18 protein-coding genes and 1 pseudogene are annotated in these 20,168 nt (G+C 51.4%); 11 read left to right on the forward strand and 8 right to left on the reverse strand.

All coding sequences use genetic code 11. From position 1 onward, the window contains the following. Positions 1-59: 59 nt before the first annotated feature. The 5 genes from PG728_RS03510 (at position 60) to PG728_RS03530 (ending at position 4,628) form a co-directional block, all read left to right on the forward strand. On the forward strand, positions 60-1,367 hold the full coding sequence (locus PG728_RS03510) for a magnesium transporter MgtE N-terminal domain-containing protein (RefSeq protein WP_072509572.1): 1,308 nt from the start codon (positions 60-62) through the stop codon (positions 1,365-1,367). Beyond that, entirely contained in the window at positions 1,357-1,899 is a 543-nt protein-coding gene (locus PG728_RS03515; protein ID WP_270625888.1) for a DUF1003 domain-containing protein, read from the forward strand. Before PG728_RS03510 ends, PG728_RS03515 begins: the two co-directional genes overlap by 11 nt. Before the next feature lie 47 nt (positions 1,900-1,946). Further along, on the forward strand, positions 1,947-3,068 hold the full coding sequence (locus PG728_RS03520; protein WP_270625889.1) for an Mrp/NBP35 family ATP-binding protein: 1,122 nt from the start codon (positions 1,947-1,949) through the stop codon (positions 3,066-3,068). 58 nt (positions 3,069-3,126) lie between these two features. After that, positions 3,127-3,768, forward strand: a complete 642-nt coding sequence (locus PG728_RS03525) for an O-methyltransferase (protein ID WP_270625890.1) — start codon at positions 3,127-3,129, stop codon at positions 3,766-3,768. Between the two features lie 116 nt (positions 3,769-3,884). Then, a complete protein-coding gene (locus PG728_RS03530) occupies positions 3,885-4,628 on the forward strand; it encodes an LOG family protein (RefSeq protein WP_072509568.1) in 744 nt (247 codons plus the stop codon). A 308-nt stretch (positions 4,629-4,936) separates the two neighbouring features. On the opposite strand, the gene PG728_RS03535 is transcribed toward PG728_RS03530, so the two are convergent. Beyond that, on the reverse strand, positions 4,937-5,572 hold the full coding sequence (locus tag PG728_RS03535) for a hypothetical protein (protein ID WP_270625891.1): 636 nt from the start codon (positions 5,570-5,572) through the stop codon (positions 4,937-4,939). 156 nt (positions 5,573-5,728) lie between these two features. Here PG728_RS03535 and PG728_RS03540 point away from each other — a divergent pair, with 156 nt between their 5' ends. Next, positions 5,729-5,923 (forward strand): DUF3117 domain-containing protein, encoded by a 195-nt coding sequence (locus PG728_RS03540; protein ID WP_072509564.1) that lies wholly within the window; start codon positions 5,729-5,731, stop codon positions 5,921-5,923. Positions 5,924-6,015: 92 nt separating this feature from the next. Here PG728_RS03540 and PG728_RS03545 read toward each other — a convergent pair whose 3' ends face one another. The 4 genes and pseudogenes from PG728_RS03545 to PG728_RS03560 all read right to left on the reverse strand — a co-directional run bounded on the left by PG728_RS03545 (position 6,016) and on the right by PG728_RS03560 (position 10,383). Then, on the reverse strand, positions 6,016-7,275 hold the full coding sequence (locus tag PG728_RS03545) for a BMP family lipoprotein (RefSeq protein ID WP_270625892.1): 1,260 nt from the start codon (positions 7,273-7,275) through the stop codon (positions 6,016-6,018). Continuing rightward, the gene (locus tag PG728_RS03550) at positions 7,272-8,369 is read right to left on the reverse strand and encodes a mannose-1-phosphate guanylyltransferase (protein WP_270625893.1); all 1,098 of its coding nucleotides are present in this window, start codon (positions 8,367-8,369) and stop codon (positions 7,272-7,274) included. The genes PG728_RS03545 and PG728_RS03550 overlap by 4 nt, the downstream gene beginning before the upstream one ends. Positions 8,370-8,413: 44 nt before the next feature. Next, positions 8,414-9,205, reverse strand: coding sequence for a DeoR/GlpR family DNA-binding transcription regulator (locus PG728_RS03555; RefSeq protein WP_270625894.1), 792 nt, complete (start codon positions 9,203-9,205; stop codon positions 8,414-8,416). A gap of 106 nt (positions 9,206-9,311) precedes the next feature. After that, positions 9,312-10,383: pseudogene (locus PG728_RS03560) on the reverse strand (IS110 family RNA-guided transposase). Positions 10,384-10,705: 322 nt separating this feature from the next. On the opposite strand from PG728_RS03560, the gene PG728_RS03565 reads away from it, so the two are divergent. Next, the gene (locus PG728_RS03565) at positions 10,706-11,974 is read left to right on the forward strand and encodes a YihY/virulence factor BrkB family protein (RefSeq protein WP_072509560.1); all 1,269 of its coding nucleotides are present in this window, start codon (positions 10,706-10,708) and stop codon (positions 11,972-11,974) included. A 108-nt stretch (positions 11,975-12,082) separates the two neighbouring features. On the opposite strand, the gene PG728_RS03570 is transcribed toward PG728_RS03565, so the two are convergent. Further along, positions 12,083-13,312, reverse strand: a complete 1,230-nt coding sequence (locus tag PG728_RS03570) for a hypothetical protein (RefSeq protein WP_072509559.1) — start codon at positions 13,310-13,312, stop codon at positions 12,083-12,085. Positions 13,313-13,668: 356 nt separating this feature from the next. On the opposite strand from PG728_RS03570, the gene PG728_RS03575 reads away from it, so the two are divergent. The 4 genes from PG728_RS03575 (at position 13,669) to lipA (ending at position 17,955) form a co-directional block, all read left to right on the forward strand. Beyond that, positions 13,669-14,961, forward strand: a complete 1,293-nt coding sequence (locus tag PG728_RS03575; protein WP_270625895.1) for an O-acetylhomoserine aminocarboxypropyltransferase/cysteine synthase family protein — start codon at positions 13,669-13,671, stop codon at positions 14,959-14,961. 60 nt (positions 14,962-15,021) lie between these two features. Further along, the gene (gene metX / locus PG728_RS03580; protein WP_270625897.1) at positions 15,022-16,221 is read left to right on the forward strand and encodes a homoserine O-acetyltransferase MetX; all 1,200 of its coding nucleotides are present in this window, start codon (positions 15,022-15,024) and stop codon (positions 16,219-16,221) included. 68 nt (positions 16,222-16,289) lie between these two features. Further along, on the forward strand, positions 16,290-16,955 hold the full coding sequence (lipB, locus tag PG728_RS03585; protein WP_270625983.1) for a lipoyl(octanoyl) transferase LipB: 666 nt from the start codon (positions 16,290-16,292) through the stop codon (positions 16,953-16,955). Then, on the forward strand, positions 16,939-17,955 hold the full coding sequence (lipA, locus tag PG728_RS03590; RefSeq protein ID WP_270625898.1) for a lipoyl synthase: 1,017 nt from the start codon (positions 16,939-16,941) through the stop codon (positions 17,953-17,955). Before lipB ends, lipA begins: the two co-directional genes overlap by 17 nt. A 698-nt stretch (positions 17,956-18,653) precedes the next feature. Here the strand turns inward: lipA and PG728_RS03595 are convergent. Beyond that, positions 18,654-19,016: a cupin domain-containing protein gene (locus tag PG728_RS03595; protein WP_270625899.1), complete on the reverse strand. Its 363-nt coding sequence runs from the start codon at positions 19,014-19,016 to the stop codon at positions 18,654-18,656. Positions 19,017-19,049: 33 nt separating this feature from the next. Further along, positions 19,050-19,853 (reverse strand): class I SAM-dependent methyltransferase, encoded by an 804-nt coding sequence (locus tag PG728_RS03600; RefSeq protein WP_072509554.1) that lies wholly within the window; start codon positions 19,851-19,853, stop codon positions 19,050-19,052. Positions 19,854-20,168 lie beyond the last annotated feature (315 nt).

Raw genomic sequence — 20,168 nt, forward strand, 5'->3', positions numbered from 1 at the left:
AAACTGACTATTAAGTTTTACAGCTTTACCGGTGCGAATCTTCACGTAAAGTTAGAGTTATGGAGCACGTCAAGCACTCAATCAAACCTATCGGTTCACGGGTTTTTATCGGGAAACTGGCGGGAACCCGCGTATTCGACCCGGTCGGAGACAATATTGGGCGAGTAACCGATGTCATCACGGTGCTACGCTTTACCGGACTGCCAACCGTGGTGGGATTAGTAGTTGAAGTTGCCACCCACCGGCGCGTATTTGTCCCTGTAACCCGAATAGTGGCTATCGCACCGGGACAGGTCATCACCACCGGATTAGTTAATATCCGCCAGTTTAGACAGCGAGTTGCAGAAACCATGGTGATGGGCGAACTCATGGATCGGGTGCTGTCGATGCGGGACGGTTCTGGAGAGGTAAAAATCCAGGATATGTGTATGGAGCAAGATGACCGTCGCGACTGGTATATAACTAAGCTCTATGTGCAACGCATTACTTCGGCACTGGCTCTTAGCCGCGGCGAAACCCTACTTGTTGATCCTTCAGAGGTAACCCACCTGCGTAAATCAGTTCTTCCTCAGGAAGCCACCACCCTCTTAACCCAATTAGAGGACGCAAAAGCCGCAGATGTGGCAGATGTTCTCGCGGACCTTCCTGAAGAGCGCCGTATCGAAGTAGCAGCGCAGTTAGGAGATGAACGATTAGCCGATGTCCTTGAAGAGCTGGGGCAAGAGGATCGAGTTTCGATTTTAACTTCTTTAGATGTTGCCAGAGCTGCCGATGTTTTAGATGTGATGCAACCAGATGATGCCACTGACTTGGTAAATGAGCTACCAGAAAAGCAGGCGCAAATTTTATTGGCCGAGATGGAACCGGAGGAAGCAGAGGACGTGCGCCGCCTAATGGCTTATGGCGAACGCACTGCGGGTGGTCTAATGACCACTACCCCGGTGATTTTGCCCCCGGACGCCGATGTTGCCACCCTGCTAGCCCATGTGCGCCGCCAAGATATTCCCCCCGCCCTCGCCGCCATGGTTTGTGTTTGTCGTCCCCCCACCGAAACCCCAACCGGGCGTTTTCTGGGAGCGGTTCATATTCAAAAAGCTCTGCGGGAACCTCCGCAAACACTACTGGGTAAAATTCTTGATGACGACTTAAAAGGCGTAGACCCATCGGCAGGAATTGGCACGGTCACCAGGTTACTTGCCACCTATAACCTCACAGCGGTACCCGTGGTTGATAAGAATCGACATCTTTTAGGGGCAGTTAGTGTCGATGACGTCCTCGATCATCTTTTGCCTGAAGACTGGCGCGATGCTGATGAACACGAAACTGACCTAGCTATGGAAAGGGACAGGAACGAAGATGACGGATAGGCTGGATATTCCGCGTGAAAGAAAACGTCGTTTTCGACTTCCGCGTATTAATTTGCAGTCCGAGGGCGTAGGGCGGGCTTCGGAATCTTTTGCTCGTTTCCAGGGGACTCCCCAGTTTTTGGTTTACTTAACCGTATTCGTAATTGTTTGGCTAGCCTGGAACTCTTGGGCTCCGGAGGCTTGGCGCTTTGACAGTGCAACCCTGGGATTTACGGTTCTGACCTTAATGCTTTCTTTGCAGGCTTCCTATGCGTCTCCCCTGATTCTTTTAGCGCAAAACCGTCAAGATGACCGTGACCGAGTTTCCGCCGAGCAGGACAGGCGGCGCGCTGTCCGCAATCATGCCGAGATTGAATACTTAACCCGCGAAATCGCTTCTTTAAGAATTGCGATGTCTGAGGTTGCTACCCGTGACTTTGTGCGGGCAGAACTTCGCGACCTCCTTGAGGAAATCCGGGAAGAAGAAAAACACTCCAGCCTCCGCGACCATGAGCAAAATAATAACCACTTAGAGCGGGATAAACATTCATAGTTCTTGGTGAAAGTGAGCAAGGACCGCAGTCAATATAGGATAAAGACATGAGTGAGTTAAATGAAGAGGCAGTTAAGCAAGCGCTCTCACGGGTAATCGATCCCGAGTTGGGCAGGTCAATCACCGACTTAGATATGGTACGCGAAATATCTATTGACGCTGGTGGAGCAGTTAAAGTTGGGGTAGATTTAACTATCGCGGGCTGCCCGCTGCAAGCCGTAATTGAAAAGGACGTAAAAGCAGAAGTTTCTAAAGTTCCTGGCGTAGGTTCGGTGACTGTAGAAATGGGAGTCATGGATGAAAACCAGCGTGCCGCATTGAAAGAGAAGCTTTCCGGACCGCAAAACGTGATTCCTTTTACCCAACCCGATAATCTAACCCGAATCTATGCCATTACTTCCGGTAAAGGCGGGGTTGGTAAATCTTCAATGACCGCTAACCTGGCGCTTTCTCTTGCCATGCAGGGATTGAAAGTCGGGGTTCTTGACGCTGATATTTACGGTTTTTCGATTCCCAGAATGCTGGGGGTTAGCGAAGAACCGACAGTTATTGATGGCATGATTGTGCCCCCAGTTGCTGGTGGGGTGAAAGTAATTTCTATCGGAATGTTTGTACCAGATGGGCAACCGGTTATTTGGCGCGGCCCGATGCTACACCGCGCCCTTCAGCAGTTCTTAGCCGATGTTTACTGGGGTGACCTGGATGTTTTATTGCTAGATTTGCCCCCAGGAACCGGTGACGTAGCCATCTCGATTTCCCAATTACTGCCCAAATCAGAGATTTTGGTAGTAACCACCCCACAAGTGGCGGCCGCAGAAGTCGCCGAGCGTGCCGGGGTTATCGGTTCCCAAACCGACCAGCGGGTAATTGGGGTAATAGAAAATATGTCTTATTTACCCCAAGCAGACGGTAGCAAATTGCAGCTATTTGGCAGTGGCGGCGGAGACATGGTTTCGGGACGGCTTAGCTCCCAACTGGGATACCAGGTTCCGCTTTTGGCGCAAGTACCTTTAGATATCGCTTTGCGAGAAGGCTCTGACCAGGGCAGACCTGTGGTAACCACCCACCCGGATTCCCCGGCATCTCAGGCTATTAGCCAGGTAGCTCAGGCACTGGCTAAACGCACCCAGTCTCTGGCAGGACGCAGTCTCGGTATCAAACCGCTCTAGGCTCTTTTAAATTTTCCTAAACTGGTTAAAGCGTAAATCCGCTAGCAAGGAAGTAACTATGAACAACAGCAAGGCTTTAAGTTGGGATTGGACCGAGTCTCAAGTTTTCGAGGACGCGGTAATGGTAGCAGCCCGCGCCGCCGCCGTAGAGATGGGAGCTAGCCCAGTTTCTCCCGCCACCGGGGCAGCTTTGCGAATGCTAGCGGCAGCTTGTGGCGCAAAAGCAGTTTTTGAAATTGGTACTGGCGCGGGGGTTTCCGGGTTATACCTGCTAGCTGGAATGAGTGAGAACGGGGTATTAACCACTATTGACTCCGAATCAGAATTCCAGGCTGCGGCTCGTAGCGCGTTTCGAGTGGCAACTCAAAAATCTAACCGCACTCGTCTAATCAATGGGCACGCTCTGGAAGTACTTCCTCGAATGGCCAAAGCCGCCTATGACATGGTGGTTATCGATGGGGATGTGCGGGAAATCAGCAGCTATATTGAACAGGCAACCCGAATGTTAAGACCGGGCGGCATGGTGGTAATCGTACACTCCCTCTGGATGGATCAAGTCGGAGACCCCGCACGCCGCGAAATGGAAACTACCCAAATGCGTGGGGCAGTCACTTCCCTACTTGGTGATGAACGCTTTATTTCCAATGTTTTAACCTGCGGGGACGGCTTAGCGGTCGGGGTTTACTGTCCGCCAGAATAAATTTGTTCCAGTTTTTTGCGATTGACTCAACGCGTTTTATTCCCGGAGCAGAGTTTTCTCTGGCTTCTTCGGCGCAGTTAGCCCTGGCTTAAACCCTCTCCTGGTATGCTGCGCGAGTGAGAAGTTTTAAAAATGATGGAATCTATAGGCGCGGTCCTATCCAGTTACGCCAACCGTTATTACCTACCGAGACTTCCGAGCAACGCCTGCTCCGCCCACAAAAAGACACTGAATGGCTTCACAATGACACTTGGCGAGTCTTGCGTATTCAAAGCGAATTCGTGGAGGGTTTCGGGGCGCTAGCCGAACTAGGCCCGGCAATTTCGGTATTCGGTTCAGCGCGCACCGCCCCCAATACCCCTAGCTACGCCCTCGGAGAAGAAACCGGAAAACTGCTTGCTGAAGCCGGATGGTCGGTTCTAACCGGTGGGGGCCCAGGACAAATGGAGGCCGTTTCTAAAGGTTGTAGTGAAGCCGGCGGTATTTCCGTGGGGCTTGGTATCGAGCTGCCCCACGAGCAAATGTTCAACGATTGGGTTTCTTTGGGAATTTACTTCCGCTACTTTTTTGCTCGCAAAACTATGTTCGTAAAATATGCTCAAGGTTTTATAGTTTTGCCGGGAGGATTCGGTACTCTAGATGAGCTTTTCGAGGCGGTCACCCTGGCACAAACCGGAAAAATTAAGTCCTTCCCAATAGTGCTAGTTGGCAAAAACTACTGGAGCGGATTGCTGTCTTGGGTGCGTGAACAAGCAATTAGCTCCCAGATGATTACAGAAAAAGAGCTCGCGGCATTGCAGCTGGTAGATACCCCTGCCGAGGCTTTGCAGATTATTGGCAAAGCCCCGAAAGATTGCTAGCCCCCTACCCCCGTCCTCTATAGAACGCAGCACCAGTTTGTCCTTGGGCAAAATGAACGCGAAGTAAAGGTAGGTAGATTTTGAAATGTAAAAGCCGCTGCTGCAATCACCTTTAGCGAGGATAACCTGGGAAATCAGATTGCCTGTGCTTGTTTTTCACAAACAGCAAGTAAAGCAACAGAACCGAGATTATGCAGATAAACCCTAAAAGCACTACTAGAGCGATTAGTAGCGCCTTGCTAACTCCCTGGTTTTGAGAACTTTGCTTGCTAGCGGTTGCTTTAGTTGGTGCGCTGGTAGTTTGTTCCTCAGAAGATGTCTGCGTCGGGGTGGATGTTGTAGCCGAGGGAGTAGAACTGGTAGCTGGTGGAGTATTTTTCGTAGTAGCCGAGGCGGGAGGATTCGATATCAGCGTTCCCAGTTCGCTCCCCTGTCCCTACCGCAATCAGTAGAAACATCATCCCCAGGGCTAAAGCAAGTATCACCCCCGCCATCTCCACATGGATTAGACCTATTTTCCGCCCTAAAAACACCCCGAAAGACCCCGAGGCTACAAAAGGAGCCAAGGCCGCGTAACTATCGGGGCGGTCAAGTAAAAGCTGACGTCCCAGAGGAACATGGATAAAAGCAGCCCCCGTCCCTACAACCGCCGCCATTAGCAAGGGAATGGGACTACAAAAATACCCGATTATAAATAGCGCCGCTCCAAAAGCAGCGAAAAAATGGTTACGGTGAACCACATCGTCTAGTAGACCAATCAATACCTGCAGACCATAGTCGCAGATATTGTAAAGTAGTAACACCGTAATCATCTGCGGGTATGAAGTAATTTGGGGCGCAATTAGAGAGATTATGAAATAGTTAGCCACAAATTCAAAGAAAAAATGCCCGAAAGTATAGACAGTCAAACGAACCGCAAAACCGGGATATCGTTTCACATCCATTATTTAACCCTAACACCCCACTGGTTTTAATAACTAGCAGCTGCCCGAATTCCCATTTCCCTCCCAAAATAGCCAAAGCTAAGCAGGACACCATCTGCTATAATTAGCTGAGTAAGCTTTAATTTTTAGTCCTATTTTTATCTCTCGGGGGTCAGCATGGCAGCAATGAAACCGCGAACCGGAGATGGTCCGTTAGAGGTAGCCGAGGACGGGGCTCGTACGGAAGAAGGTCGCGAAGTGGTGCTGCGACTTCCCGCTTTAGGGGGCGGTCGCCTGGTAATCGAAATGAGCAAGAAAGAGCTTATCGACCTGGCAGCAGCTATCCACGAACTATATCCCGACTTACCGTAAAAGTATTCCCACCATTTTGCAGCGAAGCGTGCAGGCATTACGGCTGAGTATCCGCCCTTGAAATCTGAGTAAAATCATCAGCAGTATTTTAGCTACAGTTTCAAGGTTTCCTGCCGAAATTCTTCCTCTATTGTCTTAGCCATTTTCTTAACCTCATTGGGCACTGTAGAGTCATATTCATAAAATGGACTTAACCCCACCCACCCGTTCTTATAGCTCCCCAAAATCTGGGTAGAGTTCGTGGCAAACTTATCTTTACGTGCATCTTCGATTAAAGAAATCATTGCCTGCGATAAATCTGGAACAATCGATGTGAGAATCGGGGGCTTAGAACCTGCCACTTTCGTTTGAGTTTCATGCCCATTGGTTAAATACCAAATCGCGGTGATAGTCCCTAGCGCATCTGATTGAGAAATACTGGTAGTGACGCTGGGGGTAGCTACCGGGATACTGCTTTCAGTTGGAATGGCGGAAATGCGTTCCCCCTCGCTAGGGGAAGCGCTTTTTTCAGGAGAGGACGAGGGCGAGCTGGCGGCCGTTTTTGCAGCTTCAGCAGCTTCCTGAGCAGCTTTAAGTTTTTCTTGATTCGCTTTAACTATCGCCTTGATACCTCCCCCGCCTTGCGCGCCCTGTGCAAAAAAGATAACGTCCGAGCCTTGTTTTACCAACGTCTCAACCTGGCTAGTCAGCTGGGCATCATCTACCTTATCCCCTAAATACAGCCCGGAACCAAAGGTATTAACATTAGCCTTTACTGCTTTAGCATCTTCGCTGAGCTGTTCGGCATTATAGCGAGCTACCCCCTGCGCGAAGGCAGAGAGCAAAGCTTGATTGAGTTCATTCTTTGCCCCGGCAATTGCCGCCACCTGACCACTAGCCGAGGTTCCTGCCGCCACAAATCCAGCCACATAGGCAGATTGGCTCAAATCGTAGCTAACAACCGCCACATTGTCTCGACTAGCTTGTGCCTTACTGCCTGGGGGCAGTAACAGGGCAAAATGCCGCGACCGATGATACTTCGACTGATTCATCACCTGGCTAACAAATGCTTCACCTACCCCGACTATCAGGGAACAGTTAGCGGAAATATCGCGTTTAATCGCCTCTTCAATTTTATCGGCAGATTTCACAGTGTCGGCGCGAACCGCTACCCCTAGCCTTTTCTTTCCATCCTCTAAAGCCTTAAGTGCGCCCTCATTGATCGAACCGAGCTCACCTTTGCCTACAGTGAGTAGACAGGTTCTAAAGTCAGCAGCATTGGTGTATCCCGAGGGCGCAACGTTGGTTCCCGCGCAACCGGCAAGGGCTAATCCAGCAAAAAAGCTCGCTAGTAGCCGGCGAAGCGTTTTCATTGCAGTTCCCCTTGACTGGGGACAACCTTTGAAAGGTGTTGTGCGCTCTTCGTGGTAGTCACCAAAGTTACATCCCCACGGCGCACTACTACCGCGTTAGGTATCCCTACCACCAGCAGTTTTTCCTCGCCCTCGTGATCGATAAAAGCACCGGGGCTGGCTAGTAGTTCACTGTTACCACTGCCTCGAACTATGCAAGCATCGGGGTTATCTTTGCGAAGCACCGTAGCCAGGGAGCGATAATCTCCCACATCGGACCAGCCGAAGTCCTCGGCTGAGACTACCGCTACCCCGCCCTCAGCGGCTACTGGTTCTGCAATCGCAGTGTCTATGGGGTAGGAAGGCAGTGATTCCCAAAGCTCAGTAAAATCTGCAGTCCCCGGGTTTACCCGCACCATTTCTTGAATCGTTTCATAATATTGGGGATGCAAATTATTTAGGCGCGACAAGAATACCTCGGTGTTAAATACGAACATTCCGGCGTTCCAGAAATAGCCTCCCTCCGCTAGATAACTCTCGGCTTCCGGCTGTGAAGGCTTTTCTTTAAAACTGTTGGCTAACAAAACTTGTGGCCGGCTATTTTCCGGGCTCAAAACAGTATTGGAAGCGCAGATATAACCATAAGCAGTGGCAGGATAGCTAGGAGCTATTCCTATAGTTACAATTTTTCCTTCCTCTGCCGTTTTAACTGCAGCCGATACGGCGCGGCGAAAAGCATCCGCATCAGCAATCGCATGATCGGCAGCAAAAGAGCCGGCAATAACTGAACCATATTTTTGTTGTAGCCTAGCTGCCGCCCAAGCAATTGCACCCAGAGAATTCTTCCTACTGGGTTCAGTCAGCACCTGATAGTGATTGTCTAAACCTGGTACTAACCGTTGTGGCAAGTTTTGGGCAGCGATTGCCTGGCGGTGAACAGTTCCACTTACTACCGTTAAGGACGCAGCTAGGGGGCTGAGTCGGTCTACAGTTGCCTGCAAGAGGCTACGCCCTTCCCCCAGCAAGTCAAGTAAGAATTTGGGTTGAGCTGTTCTGGACAAGGGCCAAAGACGACTACCCGGACCTCCGGCAGGAATGATTACATGTAGGCTCATAATTTAAAAATATCGTGGATAGCCTGGGTTAAGGCGAGGCTCGACTAAGGCTCGCGAATATCCACCATTACTTGCGCCTCGGTGAGGCTCTCGGCTATTCCGCTAGGCGGGGCACTAACCGATATGACTCGCGAAATCTGATTTAAAGGACAGACCACCCCTAGCGCTGACCTTCGCCACGCCAGGGTTGGCACCATAACGGTAGCGAACTCACTGTTTTCAATCAGCACTTTTTCAACCATAGCTTTATCTAGATTATTGCAGCTAAGACCAGTTTGAGCGTCAATGCCTTCGGCTTCGATAAATACGGAATGGAAATGAAAATTGTAGGCAGTAATCACGGTGGAAGAACCTAAAGTTTCATGCCCAGAAGGCTGCCCCCCAAAGAAAATAACCTCAGCATGAGCCCTGCCGTTATCTCGCTGCATCTGCTGGGCTTCATCAAGAATCCGAATCGCAGGCAGATAGTTGGTTGCCACCGTCAAAGAGGAGAAGATTTCACTTTCGCTGATTATCTTTGCGAGACAGCGACCGCTTCCACCCGCACCAATAAAGAGCTTAGAACCTGGGCGAATAGTTTCAGCTGCCGCTTGGGCAATGATTTTCTCTTCATTACTGGGAACAGCACTGAGAGCAGAAGGGGCGGAGTTTATATCCTCTAGGCGGACTGCCCCTCCGTGAACGCGCTCTAGTTTGCCCTGAGTTGCGAGCAAACTAATGTCACGCCGCACCGTCATTTCCGATACGCCCAGCTCGGTTACCAAGTCGGTAACCCGCACGGATCCATTGATATTTACTTGCCGTAAAACTTCATCGTGCCGCTGATGCGCTAGCATGGCTCTCTCCATTGAAACAGGAAACTTTTCTTTAGCCTACCCTATTTTGTTGCTATTTGTCTCTTCTCGCGCTTTTTTGTTCGTTCCCAGGATTCTTCTATATCTGTCAAGTGGTTGTGTGGTTCATGTGTTGTGTGTTGAGGGTACGGTAGACGTGACGAGCGATATAGCTGTTTGATACAGCGCCGGATTTCACGGTCGGTTTTTCCCTCTTGTCGTCTTCTCGCGACGTATGCTCTGGTTTCTTCGTCATGGGTCATTTTCACAATCGCAACCATGTGTATCGCGCTATTGAGTTTCCGGTCTCCTCCTCGGTTGAGCCGATGTCTAACCGTGTTACCGGATGATGCAGGGATTGGATTGACTCCGGCTAGTGAAGCGAATTCTGCTTCAGTGCGTACCCTGCCGTAGTGAGACCAAGCCGCGAGACACTTCGCGACGCTAACGGCACCAAAGCCCTTCTCCTGCAACAACGGGGCTGCTTCACTGATCTTGACAAGACTGACTAGCTCGCTTTCATTGGAACGTAACTGTTCATCGAGCCGTAAAATGTGACAGGCAAGCCGTTTAGCTTCGACCCGTGCAATTCGAAGCTCGACAGTCTCCTCACGCTGGCGCCACGCTGAAATCTGTTCAATCTGTATTCTTGATAACGCGTGGCGTGCGTCTACTCCAAGGGAATTACTTCGCACCAACGCGGTGAGTGCGTTGATATAACTTGTGCGTTCACGTGTCATTAGTTCTCGTGACGCTACAAGTATTTTGACGGCTTGGCGAACACCGCTTCCCTGGCGTGGTCTACGTAGCTTATCAACCGGTAGACCCGCAGCCGTTCGAGCCATCTGAAAAGAATCCATATCATCAGTCTTTCCTGAACCATACCGGTGCTGAGAATCAACACGAGGCGCCTCTGCAACCTCGAAACCATCAGCCAGAACCTTGCCAGTCAGGACAGCACCATATGAGGCGGTTCCCTCGATAACCCACAATATCTGCATCTTAGACTCTGTCCGTTTCAACACCCATGTCATGGCGCGATTAATTCCCGCCTCGGTTGCCGGGAACTTCTGCGATTCAAGCAGTTCACCTGTCTTTGCCTGAACGATTGAGTACACGTGATGCCGAGCGTGGGTGTCAACACCCACGACATAAGGATGAACATGAGCAACAATAGTCATAGCGGTCTAACCTTCCGTACGTACGAATAGAAACGACCGTTAGGCCGATACTGACCTGGGAAGGAATCACCTCGGAACATGTCTGTAACGAGTCACGTATTCAAAACGGACAATCTTCTGATTAAGCTACCGACGTGGGCCAGGCGGTATCGGCCGCATCGCCCCTCGCTGGACAAATCCTGAGAAAGACACAACAGTCAAACGCTTCACGAGTCACAACCAGGAACAATAACAGCCAACACCAATCCTGCCAGCCAGTCCCAGACCAGCCACCACAAGACTTACAGATGCTTTAGTAAGACAGAACCGCTAGATTAAGAATATGCAAGCTAGTTCTTCCCCTACCGAGCTCCCAGTTCAAACCCGCCATCAAGAACAGTTTTCACCAACTCTTAGTGATGTAAGTGCCGAGGATAGGCTGGGTGGAAAGCTTAAAGTTTTTATCCAATGGATACAGCGCACTCGGGTAGTGCGGAGCCTCTTGCGTTATAGCAGTGGACGCGGCGCGCTATTGGCGGGCGGTATCGCCTATTCGGCTATTTTTTCCCTGGCCGCGGCGCTCACTATCGCACTCACGGTTTTACTGGGGATATTGGGACGTAGCCCGCAGTTAAAAGACGCAGTTTTTTCTTCCCTAGCATCCGCACTACCGGGAGTGCTCAGCTGGAAAGGGTCATCCGGAATTGTAGACCCCTCACAATTAGTGCTCTCAACTTCTTTTTCACTGACCGGGGTGATTGCGGTAGTGGTGCTACTTTTTTCCGCGACCTCAGTGATGCAAGCTATGAAATCATCAATCCGGGCAATGTTCGGAATTGATCAAGTTCCCTCGGGAGCAGCAGTAGAGAAACTACGAGACCTTTTAGGGTTTATAACTATCTGCCTGGGAGTAGCGGCAAGCGGGATTTTAACCTTAGCTAATACGGTTATCGCTAACGATATTTTAGGAATGTTAGGAATTAAATCTGCCCTAGCTTCTCTGGCGATACGTCTCGGTTCTTTTCTAATCAGTGCCGACATTGACGCTTTGGTTCTGTGGGTGTTAATCCGCTTCGTGGCTCTAGCTAGAGTCCCGCGAACCGATTTACTTTTGGGGTTAGCAGTTTTCGGTTTGCTCTCCACCCTCATTCGGTCACTGGGCACTTCGGCTGTGGGAGCGGTGAATAACCCGCTGCTAGCTTCTTTTGCAGCTATTGCCACCCTGTTGCTGTGGATTAACTTACTTTCGAGAGTAATGCTGATCACCTGTGCTTTTATCGCAAATCCTCCGAAAGCGCTAGCGGTTAGCGAAGCCGAGGACGTGCATGCGAACGAAAAACCGAACTACGTTTCCCTTTCCAACCCGCTCACTTTAGACTGGGCGCATCACCGCTTAAGCGGAATAGTGGACCTAGAACACCCCAAAGACACCGATTTACCGCCGGAATCTCCCTTGGGTAAAGCGCCCAGGTGGCGTTTAGCCCTGTGCTCGGCTACCGGGAAACCGTGGCAAGGTAAAGTTGCAGCTTGGATTGACAAACGAATCTCCTGGCATCAAAAACGGATAGCCTACCTGCGCTCATTGCAGGATTCTCGTCGCAATCCCCGCTAATCTGAGGGTTTCCCCACTAGATAACAGCTAGACAACAGCCAATGGCAACGCAATTAGTCGGAGTGCTAATCCGCTCACAGCTGACCACTAGAGTGGGCAACAGAATCCTTATATATCTCCTAATAGACGACTCTTCATGTGGTGAATAACCGAAAAACGTAGCGCCCCATCTAGGGAAAGCATTACTCCGCCCAGCAGGGAAAGCTTTGAGAAACGTTTCTTACCTGCGAGACCGATTAGGCCAGCACCAATTAAGCCCACCCCTACTGCCATTTGAGCAACATTTGCCACTTTCATCAAAGTGGGATGCTCTATTTCTAGCTTCCGTAGGATACCGAAAGGAGTTTTCGCGTCCTCGTCAGAATGCAATATCCGCATATCTACGCTGTGCCCCATGGCACGCGCCCAACCGGGTTCATGGAAGATTTCAATCCCGGGCACGTCCTCTAACTCAAGTCGCCCATAGAGGAAAGCGGCGGCCTCAGCTGGTAGCCCCATAACTTCAATCGCCCGCACCATTCCATCTTGACCGGCAATTTTGAAAGTCTGCGCTAATTGGTGGGCGTCACACCCGGCGGTTTCAGCAATCCGGTTGGGCGAGGAGGAGTGTCCAAGGTATTCCCGGATCTGTTCTTCCAGTGCCGGGTCGGGATTCTCTACTGCTCCGGGAACCACCTGGGTTTGGAGTAACCAGGAGTGAATTGCCAGTTTCTCTGGGTCGGCAACTTCATCGGAAGTAACTGCCACCACCCGCTGATCATGGGCAGAAACATACAGTCCCACCGCGGGAATCCGGGAAATCAAAGAACCTTCTACAATATCCGCGCGAATCGTTTCATAGCACAGAGCAATCCGGCCTTCCGGAAGGGTCACACACCCCAGGGTTTTCCCTTCCGCAGCCGCGCAAAACGGAACTGAAGAAACCGGCATCGAAGAAATCTCGACTACTCGTACCGGTTGCTCCCTATCACCTGACCGGGAGGGAAGAGGCATATCGGAAGGTAGTTTATTGGCATGATATTCCCCGATGGAAACGTCGGCAGCAAACTTTTCTGCCAGCAGTTCTACCACTTCCGGGAGCGCTGCCCCCACCCGCAGCGGTTCCTCTGCCTCATCTAAAGATGCCAGGCCGTCAGCCTGGTTGCGTAGCACATTTACGCCCAGCAAATGCGGGGTATCGGGAAACCAATCTGCCTCGGCAACGATATTTTGTTCCCTAAAGAACTGGCACACCGTCCTGGGATCGAGCTTGGCAGCCACCATCGCGCCCTCTTGAACATTCCAGGTCACTACCGGGTCAGCATTGGTATCTACACTGGGCAAGCTGTCATTGCTCATGATTTCTCCTTTGCGGTTACTCTTTCCTCCAGATTAACCTTTGGGGACAGCTTTTTCAGCCGTTACAGGACACAGAATTGCGAATTTTCCTCTTATCGAAATAGTGACTTAGTTCTCAACTTCTAAGATTGGCTTGCTATTGACAGGCAACACCAGGTTATCTTGAGGGCATGACACGTCGAATGTTCAGCTGACCCGCACGGTCAGCTCTTCCCAGTCCGCCCCTAGGCGGCGACGCGTTTGCCCGTGCAAAGAAAGTCCCTTTGGACTGCCTTGCCGGGCTTTTTGTTTATCCAAAGTGGACTATTGGCAAACGTTTTAGAAAAACCCAAATCTACTGAAAAGGATAAATAAAAATGACTAAGCAAAACTGGGGTTTCAACACTCGCCAGATTCACGCCGGATACCGTCCCGATAAAGAAGCCGGATCCCCGGTGCCTCCACTGTACCAAACCAACGGATATGTGTTTAAGGACGCGAAACAGGGCGCGGATCGCTTCGCCTTAAAAGAACCCGGCCCCATCTACACTCGTCTAAACAACCCCACAAATGAGGTTTTCGAGCAGCGAGTTAATTCTTTAGAGGGCGGAGTGGGAGCGCTGTCTACCTCCTCGGGAGCCGCCGCGATTGCGCTGACTATTTTGACGATAGCCCAGGCGGGAGACAATATTGTGGCTTCTCCCTCGCTTTATGGGGGAACCTTGGCGTTCTTGGCGAATAACCTGCCCCGCTATGGCATCACTACCACTTTTGTTACTGACCCTACCAACGGCGCGCAGTGGGAGGCAGCAACCAATGAACGCACCATTGCTTTCTTCGCCGAAACTATTCCTAACCCCAAAAATGATTTCCTCGATATCGAGGGCGTAGCCGAGGTTGCAAAACAGGTAGGGGTACCTTTCATTGTGGATAACACGGTCGCCACCCCCTATCTGACCCGTCCCTTAGAATGGGGCGCCGATATTGTGGTGCATTCGGCCTCGAAATACCTGTGTGGACATGGAAACTCTATCCAAGGGGTAATCGTTGATGGCGGCTCTTTCGATTGGGGAGCTGATCCGGACCGTTTCCCCCAGTTCAACCAGCCAGATCCGTCCTATCACGGCTTGGTTTATAAAGACCTCGGCGAGGCCGCGTTTATTACTAAAGCCCGGGTGCAGGGGCTGCGCGACTTTGGGTTCGCGGCCAGCCCGTTTAACTCTTTCCTAGTAAATATCGGGATTGAAACCCTGTCACTGCGGGTGCAGCGCCATGTGGAGAATGCTCAAAAAGTAGCAGAGTTCTTAGAAGCACATCCGCAGGTAACATCAGTTAGCTATTCGGGGCTTGCCTCCTCTCCTACCCATGGTTTGCAGCAAAAATATGCCCCCGGCGGTGCGGGCGCGGTTTTGGCTTTTGACCTTAAAGGGAACCGCGCCGATGGGGAGGCGTTTGTGGATGCTTTGCAGCTACTAACTAACGTGGCAAATCTGGGGGATCTACGTTCGCAGGTTATCCACCCCGCCTCCACCACCCATTCGCAGGCTAACGAAAAAGAGTTGGCGGCAGCTGGTATCAGCCAATCCACTATACGTGTTTCAGTCGGTTTAGAGGACGTAGCAGACATTATCGCTGATCTGGAAGCCGGATTCGCAGCGATTAAGAAATAAGTGGCGCTTGCGCTTTTGCAATAAAAGACAGAAATCCGGTATTAGCTTGGAGAAATCTCAATGCCTACAGCGTTAAAAGAAAAAACCGCCGGTGGGACAAAAACCGAAATCTTTAATCCCCGCAGGCAATATCCCGGCACTAACTGGGCAAATAATCCCGCCTGGCTGCCTGGTGACGATCCCGGTAACCGCCGATTCGTTTCCCTTGGGGAATTACCTTTAGAAAACGGAGGCAGCCTGCCCGGAGGTTACCTGGCCTATGAAACTTGGGGGAAACTGAACGCCGATGCCTCCAATGCGATATTGATTGAACACGCCCTGACCGGGGACTCTCATGTGATTGGGTTGCAAAGCCCGGCGCACCCCACTGCCGGCTGGTGGGAGCGGGTAGTAGGACCAGGTAAACCGATTGATACTGACCGTTACTTTGTGGTGGCTCCTAACTGCCTGGGCGGATGTCAAGGGTCTACCGGCCCCGCTTGGCCGGCGCCCGATGGTTTGCCCTGGGGGTCTCGTTTCCCCGAAATCACTACCCGCGACCAGGTGCGGGCAGAAAATAAGCTGCGCAAACAGCTAGGAATACTGTCGTGGACACTGGTAGTAGGGCCATCCGCTGGAGGATTTCGCGCCCTCGAGTGGGCGTGCTTATATCCGCAGCGAGTGCGGGCATTGGCGCTGGTCGCAACGGCCGCAGCGACCAGCGCCGACCAGACCGGTTGGGCACATATGCAAGTAAATGCCCAAGAGTTAGACCCCAGTTTTGCCGGTGGAGACTATTATTTATCAGCCGATAAACAAGCGGGTAACCCGGGTATGGCGCTGGCTCGGCAAATCGCGCACGCCACCTATCGAACTAGCAGCGAATTAAACACCCGTTTTGGGCATAGTCCCCAAAAAGGAGAAAATCCCCTGGCAGGAGGACGCTACGCCGTGGAATCCTACCTGGATTATCACGGGAAAAAACTGACGCGACGTTTTGATCCTGGATCTTATCGGGCGCTAACTCGTGCGATGATTACTCACGATATCGGTCGCGGGCGCGGCGGTACCCGCCGCGCCGCCGGTTCCATCTCGGCTCTCACCCTAGTGATTGGAGTAGATTCTGACCGCCTATTTCCGGTGGAAGAATGCGCGGAACTAGCGCGCCAAATCCCGGGAGCTCGCTACCAGCAAGTAACCTCGTCGTCTGGTCACGACGGTTTCTTAGTAGAAACTCGCCAGGTGGAAAAGATCCTAGCGGATTTCGTTGCTGGCTTATAGTTCCCGCTTCCGTCCTCCAGGGAGCGACTAAGCCAATTAAAGCAGGTAGGCTGGAAAGCGTGCAAATAATGGATTTAACCGGGCAGCTGCAGGACTATCGCGCCCTCGATACCCTGCATAAACAGATACATGCCGAGGTGGCAGCGGGAAAGCGAGAAAACACGGCACTCTTAGTGCAGTACTCCCCCACTTTCACCGTGGGACGCAACACCAAACCGGAAGATGTACCCAATAAAGATGTGCCGGTAATCGAAGTAAATCGGGGCGGTTCAGTTACTTGGCATGGCCCGGGACAACTGGTTTGCTACCCGATAGTGAAACTACCCGAGCCTTTGGATGTTATTCGTTTTATTCGCGCCGTAGAACAGGTAGTAATCGACACTTTGGAACCCTACGGGATTCGCGCGCAGCGAATCAAGGGACGAGCAGGAGCTTGGGTATTGAAACCGGGGGAAATCGATAAGAAGATTGCCGCCATCGGGATTCATACTGCGCGGGGTGCTTCCATGCACGGTTTCGCCCTCAACGTGAATCCCACGTTTAGCGATTTCACCCGGATAATTCCCTGCGGTCTCGCCGATGCCTGGGTAACTTCCATGAACGAACAAGGATGCAGCGAAACTGTAGACTCTATGCGCTCCCCCGTAATCGCCGGGTTACGCCGCAACTTAGACACCCCTTACTTTAGAGGTGAGGTTCAAGGGCAGGAGGACGAAAATGTCTACACTTCCTGAGGTGGGCGAGCGCAAATTATTACGGGTAGAGGCACGGAACTCGTTAAGCCCGATCGAAAACAAGCCCGAATGGATAAAAACCAAGGTAGTTTCCGGGAAAAACTATATGGATATGCGGCACCTGGTGCGCCGCTCCGGACTAAACACCGTGTGCGCCGAAGCCAATTGCCCCAATATCTATGAATGTTGGCAAGACCGAGAAGCCACCTTCCTAATAGGCGGAGCGGTCTGTACCCGACGCTGCGACTTTTGCGATATCGCTACTGGACGTCCCAGCGAATACGACCGGGAGGAACCGAGCCGAGTCGCGGACTCGGTTGCCGAATTGGGGCTGCGATACGCTACAGTCACCGGGGTTTCCCGCGATGACCTGCCCGATGGAGCCTCCTGGCTATATGCGGAAACTGCCCGCCAGATACACGCTAAATCCCCCAATACCGGGGTAGAACTGCTGGTAGATGATTTTCGGGGACACATTAGCGCCCTAGAAGAAGTGTTTTCCTCCCGCCCGGAAGTATTCGGTCACAACCTAGAAACCGTACCCCGGATTTTCCGGCAGATCCGCCCCGCCTTCCGCTACGAGCGTTCCCTGCAAGTGTTGGAGGCCGCCTCCAATGCCGGTTTAATTATCAAATCGAACCTGATATTAGGGATGGGAGAAACTCGCGAAGAAATCGAGGCCACCCTGCGCGCCCTGAGGGATGCCAAAGTCGATATTATGACTATCACCCAATACCTGCGTCCCTCCGCCCTGCATCACCCGATTGACCGTTGGGTAAAGCCCGCCGAGTTCGTAGAGCTCTCCGACTATGCCTATAACCTGGGATTTTCGGCAGTAATGGCCGGCCCCTTGGTGCGTTCTTCCTACCGGGCAGGTAGGTTGTGGGCGCGCGCCATGCAGGCGAAAGACCGGGAGCTCCCCGCTAATCTGGAGAGACTTGGCGAGGAAGGCACCGCGCGCCAAGAAGCCTCCGCGCTATTAGCATCCCGTACTAAGTAGTTTTGTTGGATACGCGTAGGGGCAGTTTTTACCTCACGCCCCGAAATCCGGAAAACGCATCCGCGTTTTCACGGATTTAGTGCCCGGAGCCTACCCTTCGGCAAAAACTGCCCCCACGCTCTCGTGATCTCTTTTATAGCCGGACGCCATCTTGCTGGGCGGATACTTCTTCGACCCCTGGCCCAGCGATAACTCCTTCGCATGCTTAAGTTGCTGCTAGTTTAGCGGGGCGCTTCCCGGCCTGAAAGATAAAACTGAACCGTGTGATTGCTCTTTTGACTAGCCGTTCCTTTGGGGTTGAGCGCTTGCAGTGTGAGGAGTGTTTTTCAGCTACGCTCGCTTTGGTGGTCGCGGGGAGTAAGTTTTATCCGAGTGGACAGACCTTTCATCACAAGCTCATAGCTTCGGATACCCGGCAGCAAAATAAGAAATCTATCAAGGCTTAGGGCATAAGAATTCGGAAAATGCCTACGGTCTTTTTCCGAATTCTTGGGCGGGAGGAAAAACTTACTCCCCGCTCCCTACAAAAATTTCTCGCACTCTCCCAGAATACTTATCTTACTAACTCCTATCCTGCTGGGCGGATACTTCTTGCACCCTTTTCCCGCCGATAACTCCTTCGCACGCTTATGTTGCAGCTTGGTTAGCGGGGAGCTAGCCGGCCTGAAAGGTAAAAGTAAACGGTGTGATTTCTCTTTTTACTCGCCGTTCCTTTGGGGTTGGGGTCTTGCCAGCATGTACAGCACCATTTTTGACGGTTTGATGGCTTTGACAGCGTGCGGTAATCTGGTAGTGAAATGCACTAAACCACCAGGTAGCAGAGTTATAGTTTTGCCATCAGCCGTGATTTCAAGCTCGCCTTCTAGGGTTTCGACAAGCACCGGCATTGCAGCAGTGTGCTCGGAGAGCTCCTCGCCGGCAGCGAAAGAAAATAGCACGACATTGACACCCTCAGCTCGTAGCAGGGTTTTTGAAACAGTTGAGCCTTCCGCGTACTCGATTTCATTCGCTAGGTTGTTGATAAAGCCTAGAGAAGAAGATGTTGAAGCTTCAGCGCACATTACGGTGACCTTTCAGGGAATTAGGGAAATCAATTACTTGGATGGTTTCTTAGCTACTAGCGCGATTCCAGTCAGATGGTTGCGGTATTTGTTGAAAGTGGATTTCATCTGCATTACTCGGGCTCGTAGCTCTTTATCACGGATTAGGTTACGGATAATCCGCCCAACCCCCAAGATGCCTTCATCAGCAAGATTACGCCTGGGAGATAGTAACGCCATCGGTGCACAACCAATCCATTCCACCTCAAAACCTGCATCCGTTAGCACAGTACGCCATTCATTCTCGGTAAGCGGACGCGCGTTTACTCGAATCGTCTGTGCTAACTGCTTACGTAAACCGTCAGCCACCCATGGGTCAATATCATTCGGGGTGAGCCCTAGCTCATGGATGACGTAACGCCCCCCTGGCTTAAGGAGACGTAACGCCTCAGCAGCTATTTTAGCTTTGGTTTTTTCACCTTGCATGGTCAGCATCGCCTCACCGACCACTATCTCGGCACTTTCACTGCTCAACCCGGTGTCTTGCGCTTTGGCATTAATTACTTTTCCACCATGGGGCTTCACGAGGGCTTCCACCCGTTCAACTGCCACCGAATCCTGATCCACACCTACATAGGAGGCTACGCCCATAGTGACAATTAATTGGGCAGTACGACCGAGACCAGGAGCAAACTCAACAATTTGTTTTCCCTGTATATCGGCAGCATTCAACATCCTTTTCGTCAGTTTTAACCCGCCAGGGCGAAGCACCCGTTTACCGGCACGAGCAAGTACCCAATGTCCGGCAGCAGTACTGGTTGAGCGATTGGATTGCGGCAAAGAAGATGCTGATTCCATACCGAAACCCTAACAAGTAAGGCTAGCCTTAGTCAAGCATTAGCAACCCCAAGGTTCGCAGCAGATTTACCAAACCACAACAGTTTTCTTGGATCTATATAACTTATGGAGATACTAACGAAACGTTGGAGACAGTCTTTTCCTCAGGTTCCAATCCGGAAAACTCCTTAATATAGCGGGGGGTAAGTTTTATCCGAGTGGACAGACCTTTCATCACAAGCTCATAGCTTCGGATACCCGGCAGCAAAATAAGAAATCTATCAAGGCTTAGGGCATAAGAATTCGGAAAATGCCTACGGTCTTTTTCCGAATTCT

The organism is Varibaculum timonense (assembly GCF_027694345.1).
Classification (GTDB): Bacteria; Actinomycetota; Actinomycetes; order Actinomycetales; family Actinomycetaceae; genus Varibaculum; species Varibaculum timonense_A.

Coding starts and splice junctions, on each gene's coding strand:
- lipB (WP_270625983.1), top strand. CDS start 16,290: ATGGATTTAACCGGGCAGCTGCAGGACTATCGCGCCCTCGATACCCTG.
- metX (WP_270625897.1), top strand. CDS start 15,022: ATGCCTACAGCGTTAAAAGAAAAAACCGCCGGTGGGACAAAAACCGAA.
- PG728_RS03515 (WP_270625888.1), top strand. CDS start 1,357: ATGACGGATAGGCTGGATATTCCGCGTGAAAGAAAACGTCGTTTTCGA.
- PG728_RS03540 (WP_072509564.1), top strand. CDS start 5,729: ATGGCAGCAATGAAACCGCGAACCGGAGATGGTCCGTTAGAGGTAGCC.
- PG728_RS03510 (WP_072509572.1), top strand. CDS start 60: ATGGAGCACGTCAAGCACTCAATCAAACCTATCGGTTCACGGGTTTTT.
- PG728_RS03520 (WP_270625889.1), top strand. CDS start 1,947: ATGAGTGAGTTAAATGAAGAGGCAGTTAAGCAAGCGCTCTCACGGGTA.
- PG728_RS03595 (WP_270625899.1), bottom strand. CDS start 19,016: ATGTGCGCTGAAGCTTCAACATCTTCTTCTCTAGGCTTTATCAACAAC.
- PG728_RS03535 (WP_270625891.1), bottom strand. CDS start 5,572: ATGGATGTGAAACGATATCCCGGTTTTGCGGTTCGTTTGACTGTCTAT.
- PG728_RS03555 (WP_270625894.1), bottom strand. CDS start 9,205: ATGCTAGCGCATCAGCGGCACGATGAAGTTTTACGGCAAGTAAATATC.
- PG728_RS03575 (WP_270625895.1), top strand. CDS start 13,669: ATGACTAAGCAAAACTGGGGTTTCAACACTCGCCAGATTCACGCCGGA.
- PG728_RS03525 (WP_270625890.1), top strand. CDS start 3,127: ATGAACAACAGCAAGGCTTTAAGTTGGGATTGGACCGAGTCTCAAGTT.
- PG728_RS03545 (WP_270625892.1), bottom strand. CDS start 7,275: ATGAAAACGCTTCGCCGGCTACTAGCGAGCTTTTTTGCTGGATTAGCC.
- PG728_RS03565 (WP_072509560.1), top strand. CDS start 10,706: ATGCAAGCTAGTTCTTCCCCTACCGAGCTCCCAGTTCAAACCCGCCAT.
- PG728_RS03550 (WP_270625893.1), bottom strand. CDS start 8,369: ATGAGCCTACATGTAATCATTCCTGCCGGAGGTCCGGGTAGTCGTCTT.
- PG728_RS03600 (WP_072509554.1), bottom strand. CDS start 19,853: ATGGAATCAGCATCTTCTTTGCCGCAATCCAATCGCTCAACCAGTACT.
- lipA (WP_270625898.1), top strand. CDS start 16,939: ATGTCTACACTTCCTGAGGTGGGCGAGCGCAAATTATTACGGGTAGAG.
- PG728_RS03570 (WP_072509559.1), bottom strand. CDS start 13,312: ATGAGCAATGACAGCTTGCCCAGTGTAGATACCAATGCTGACCCGGTA.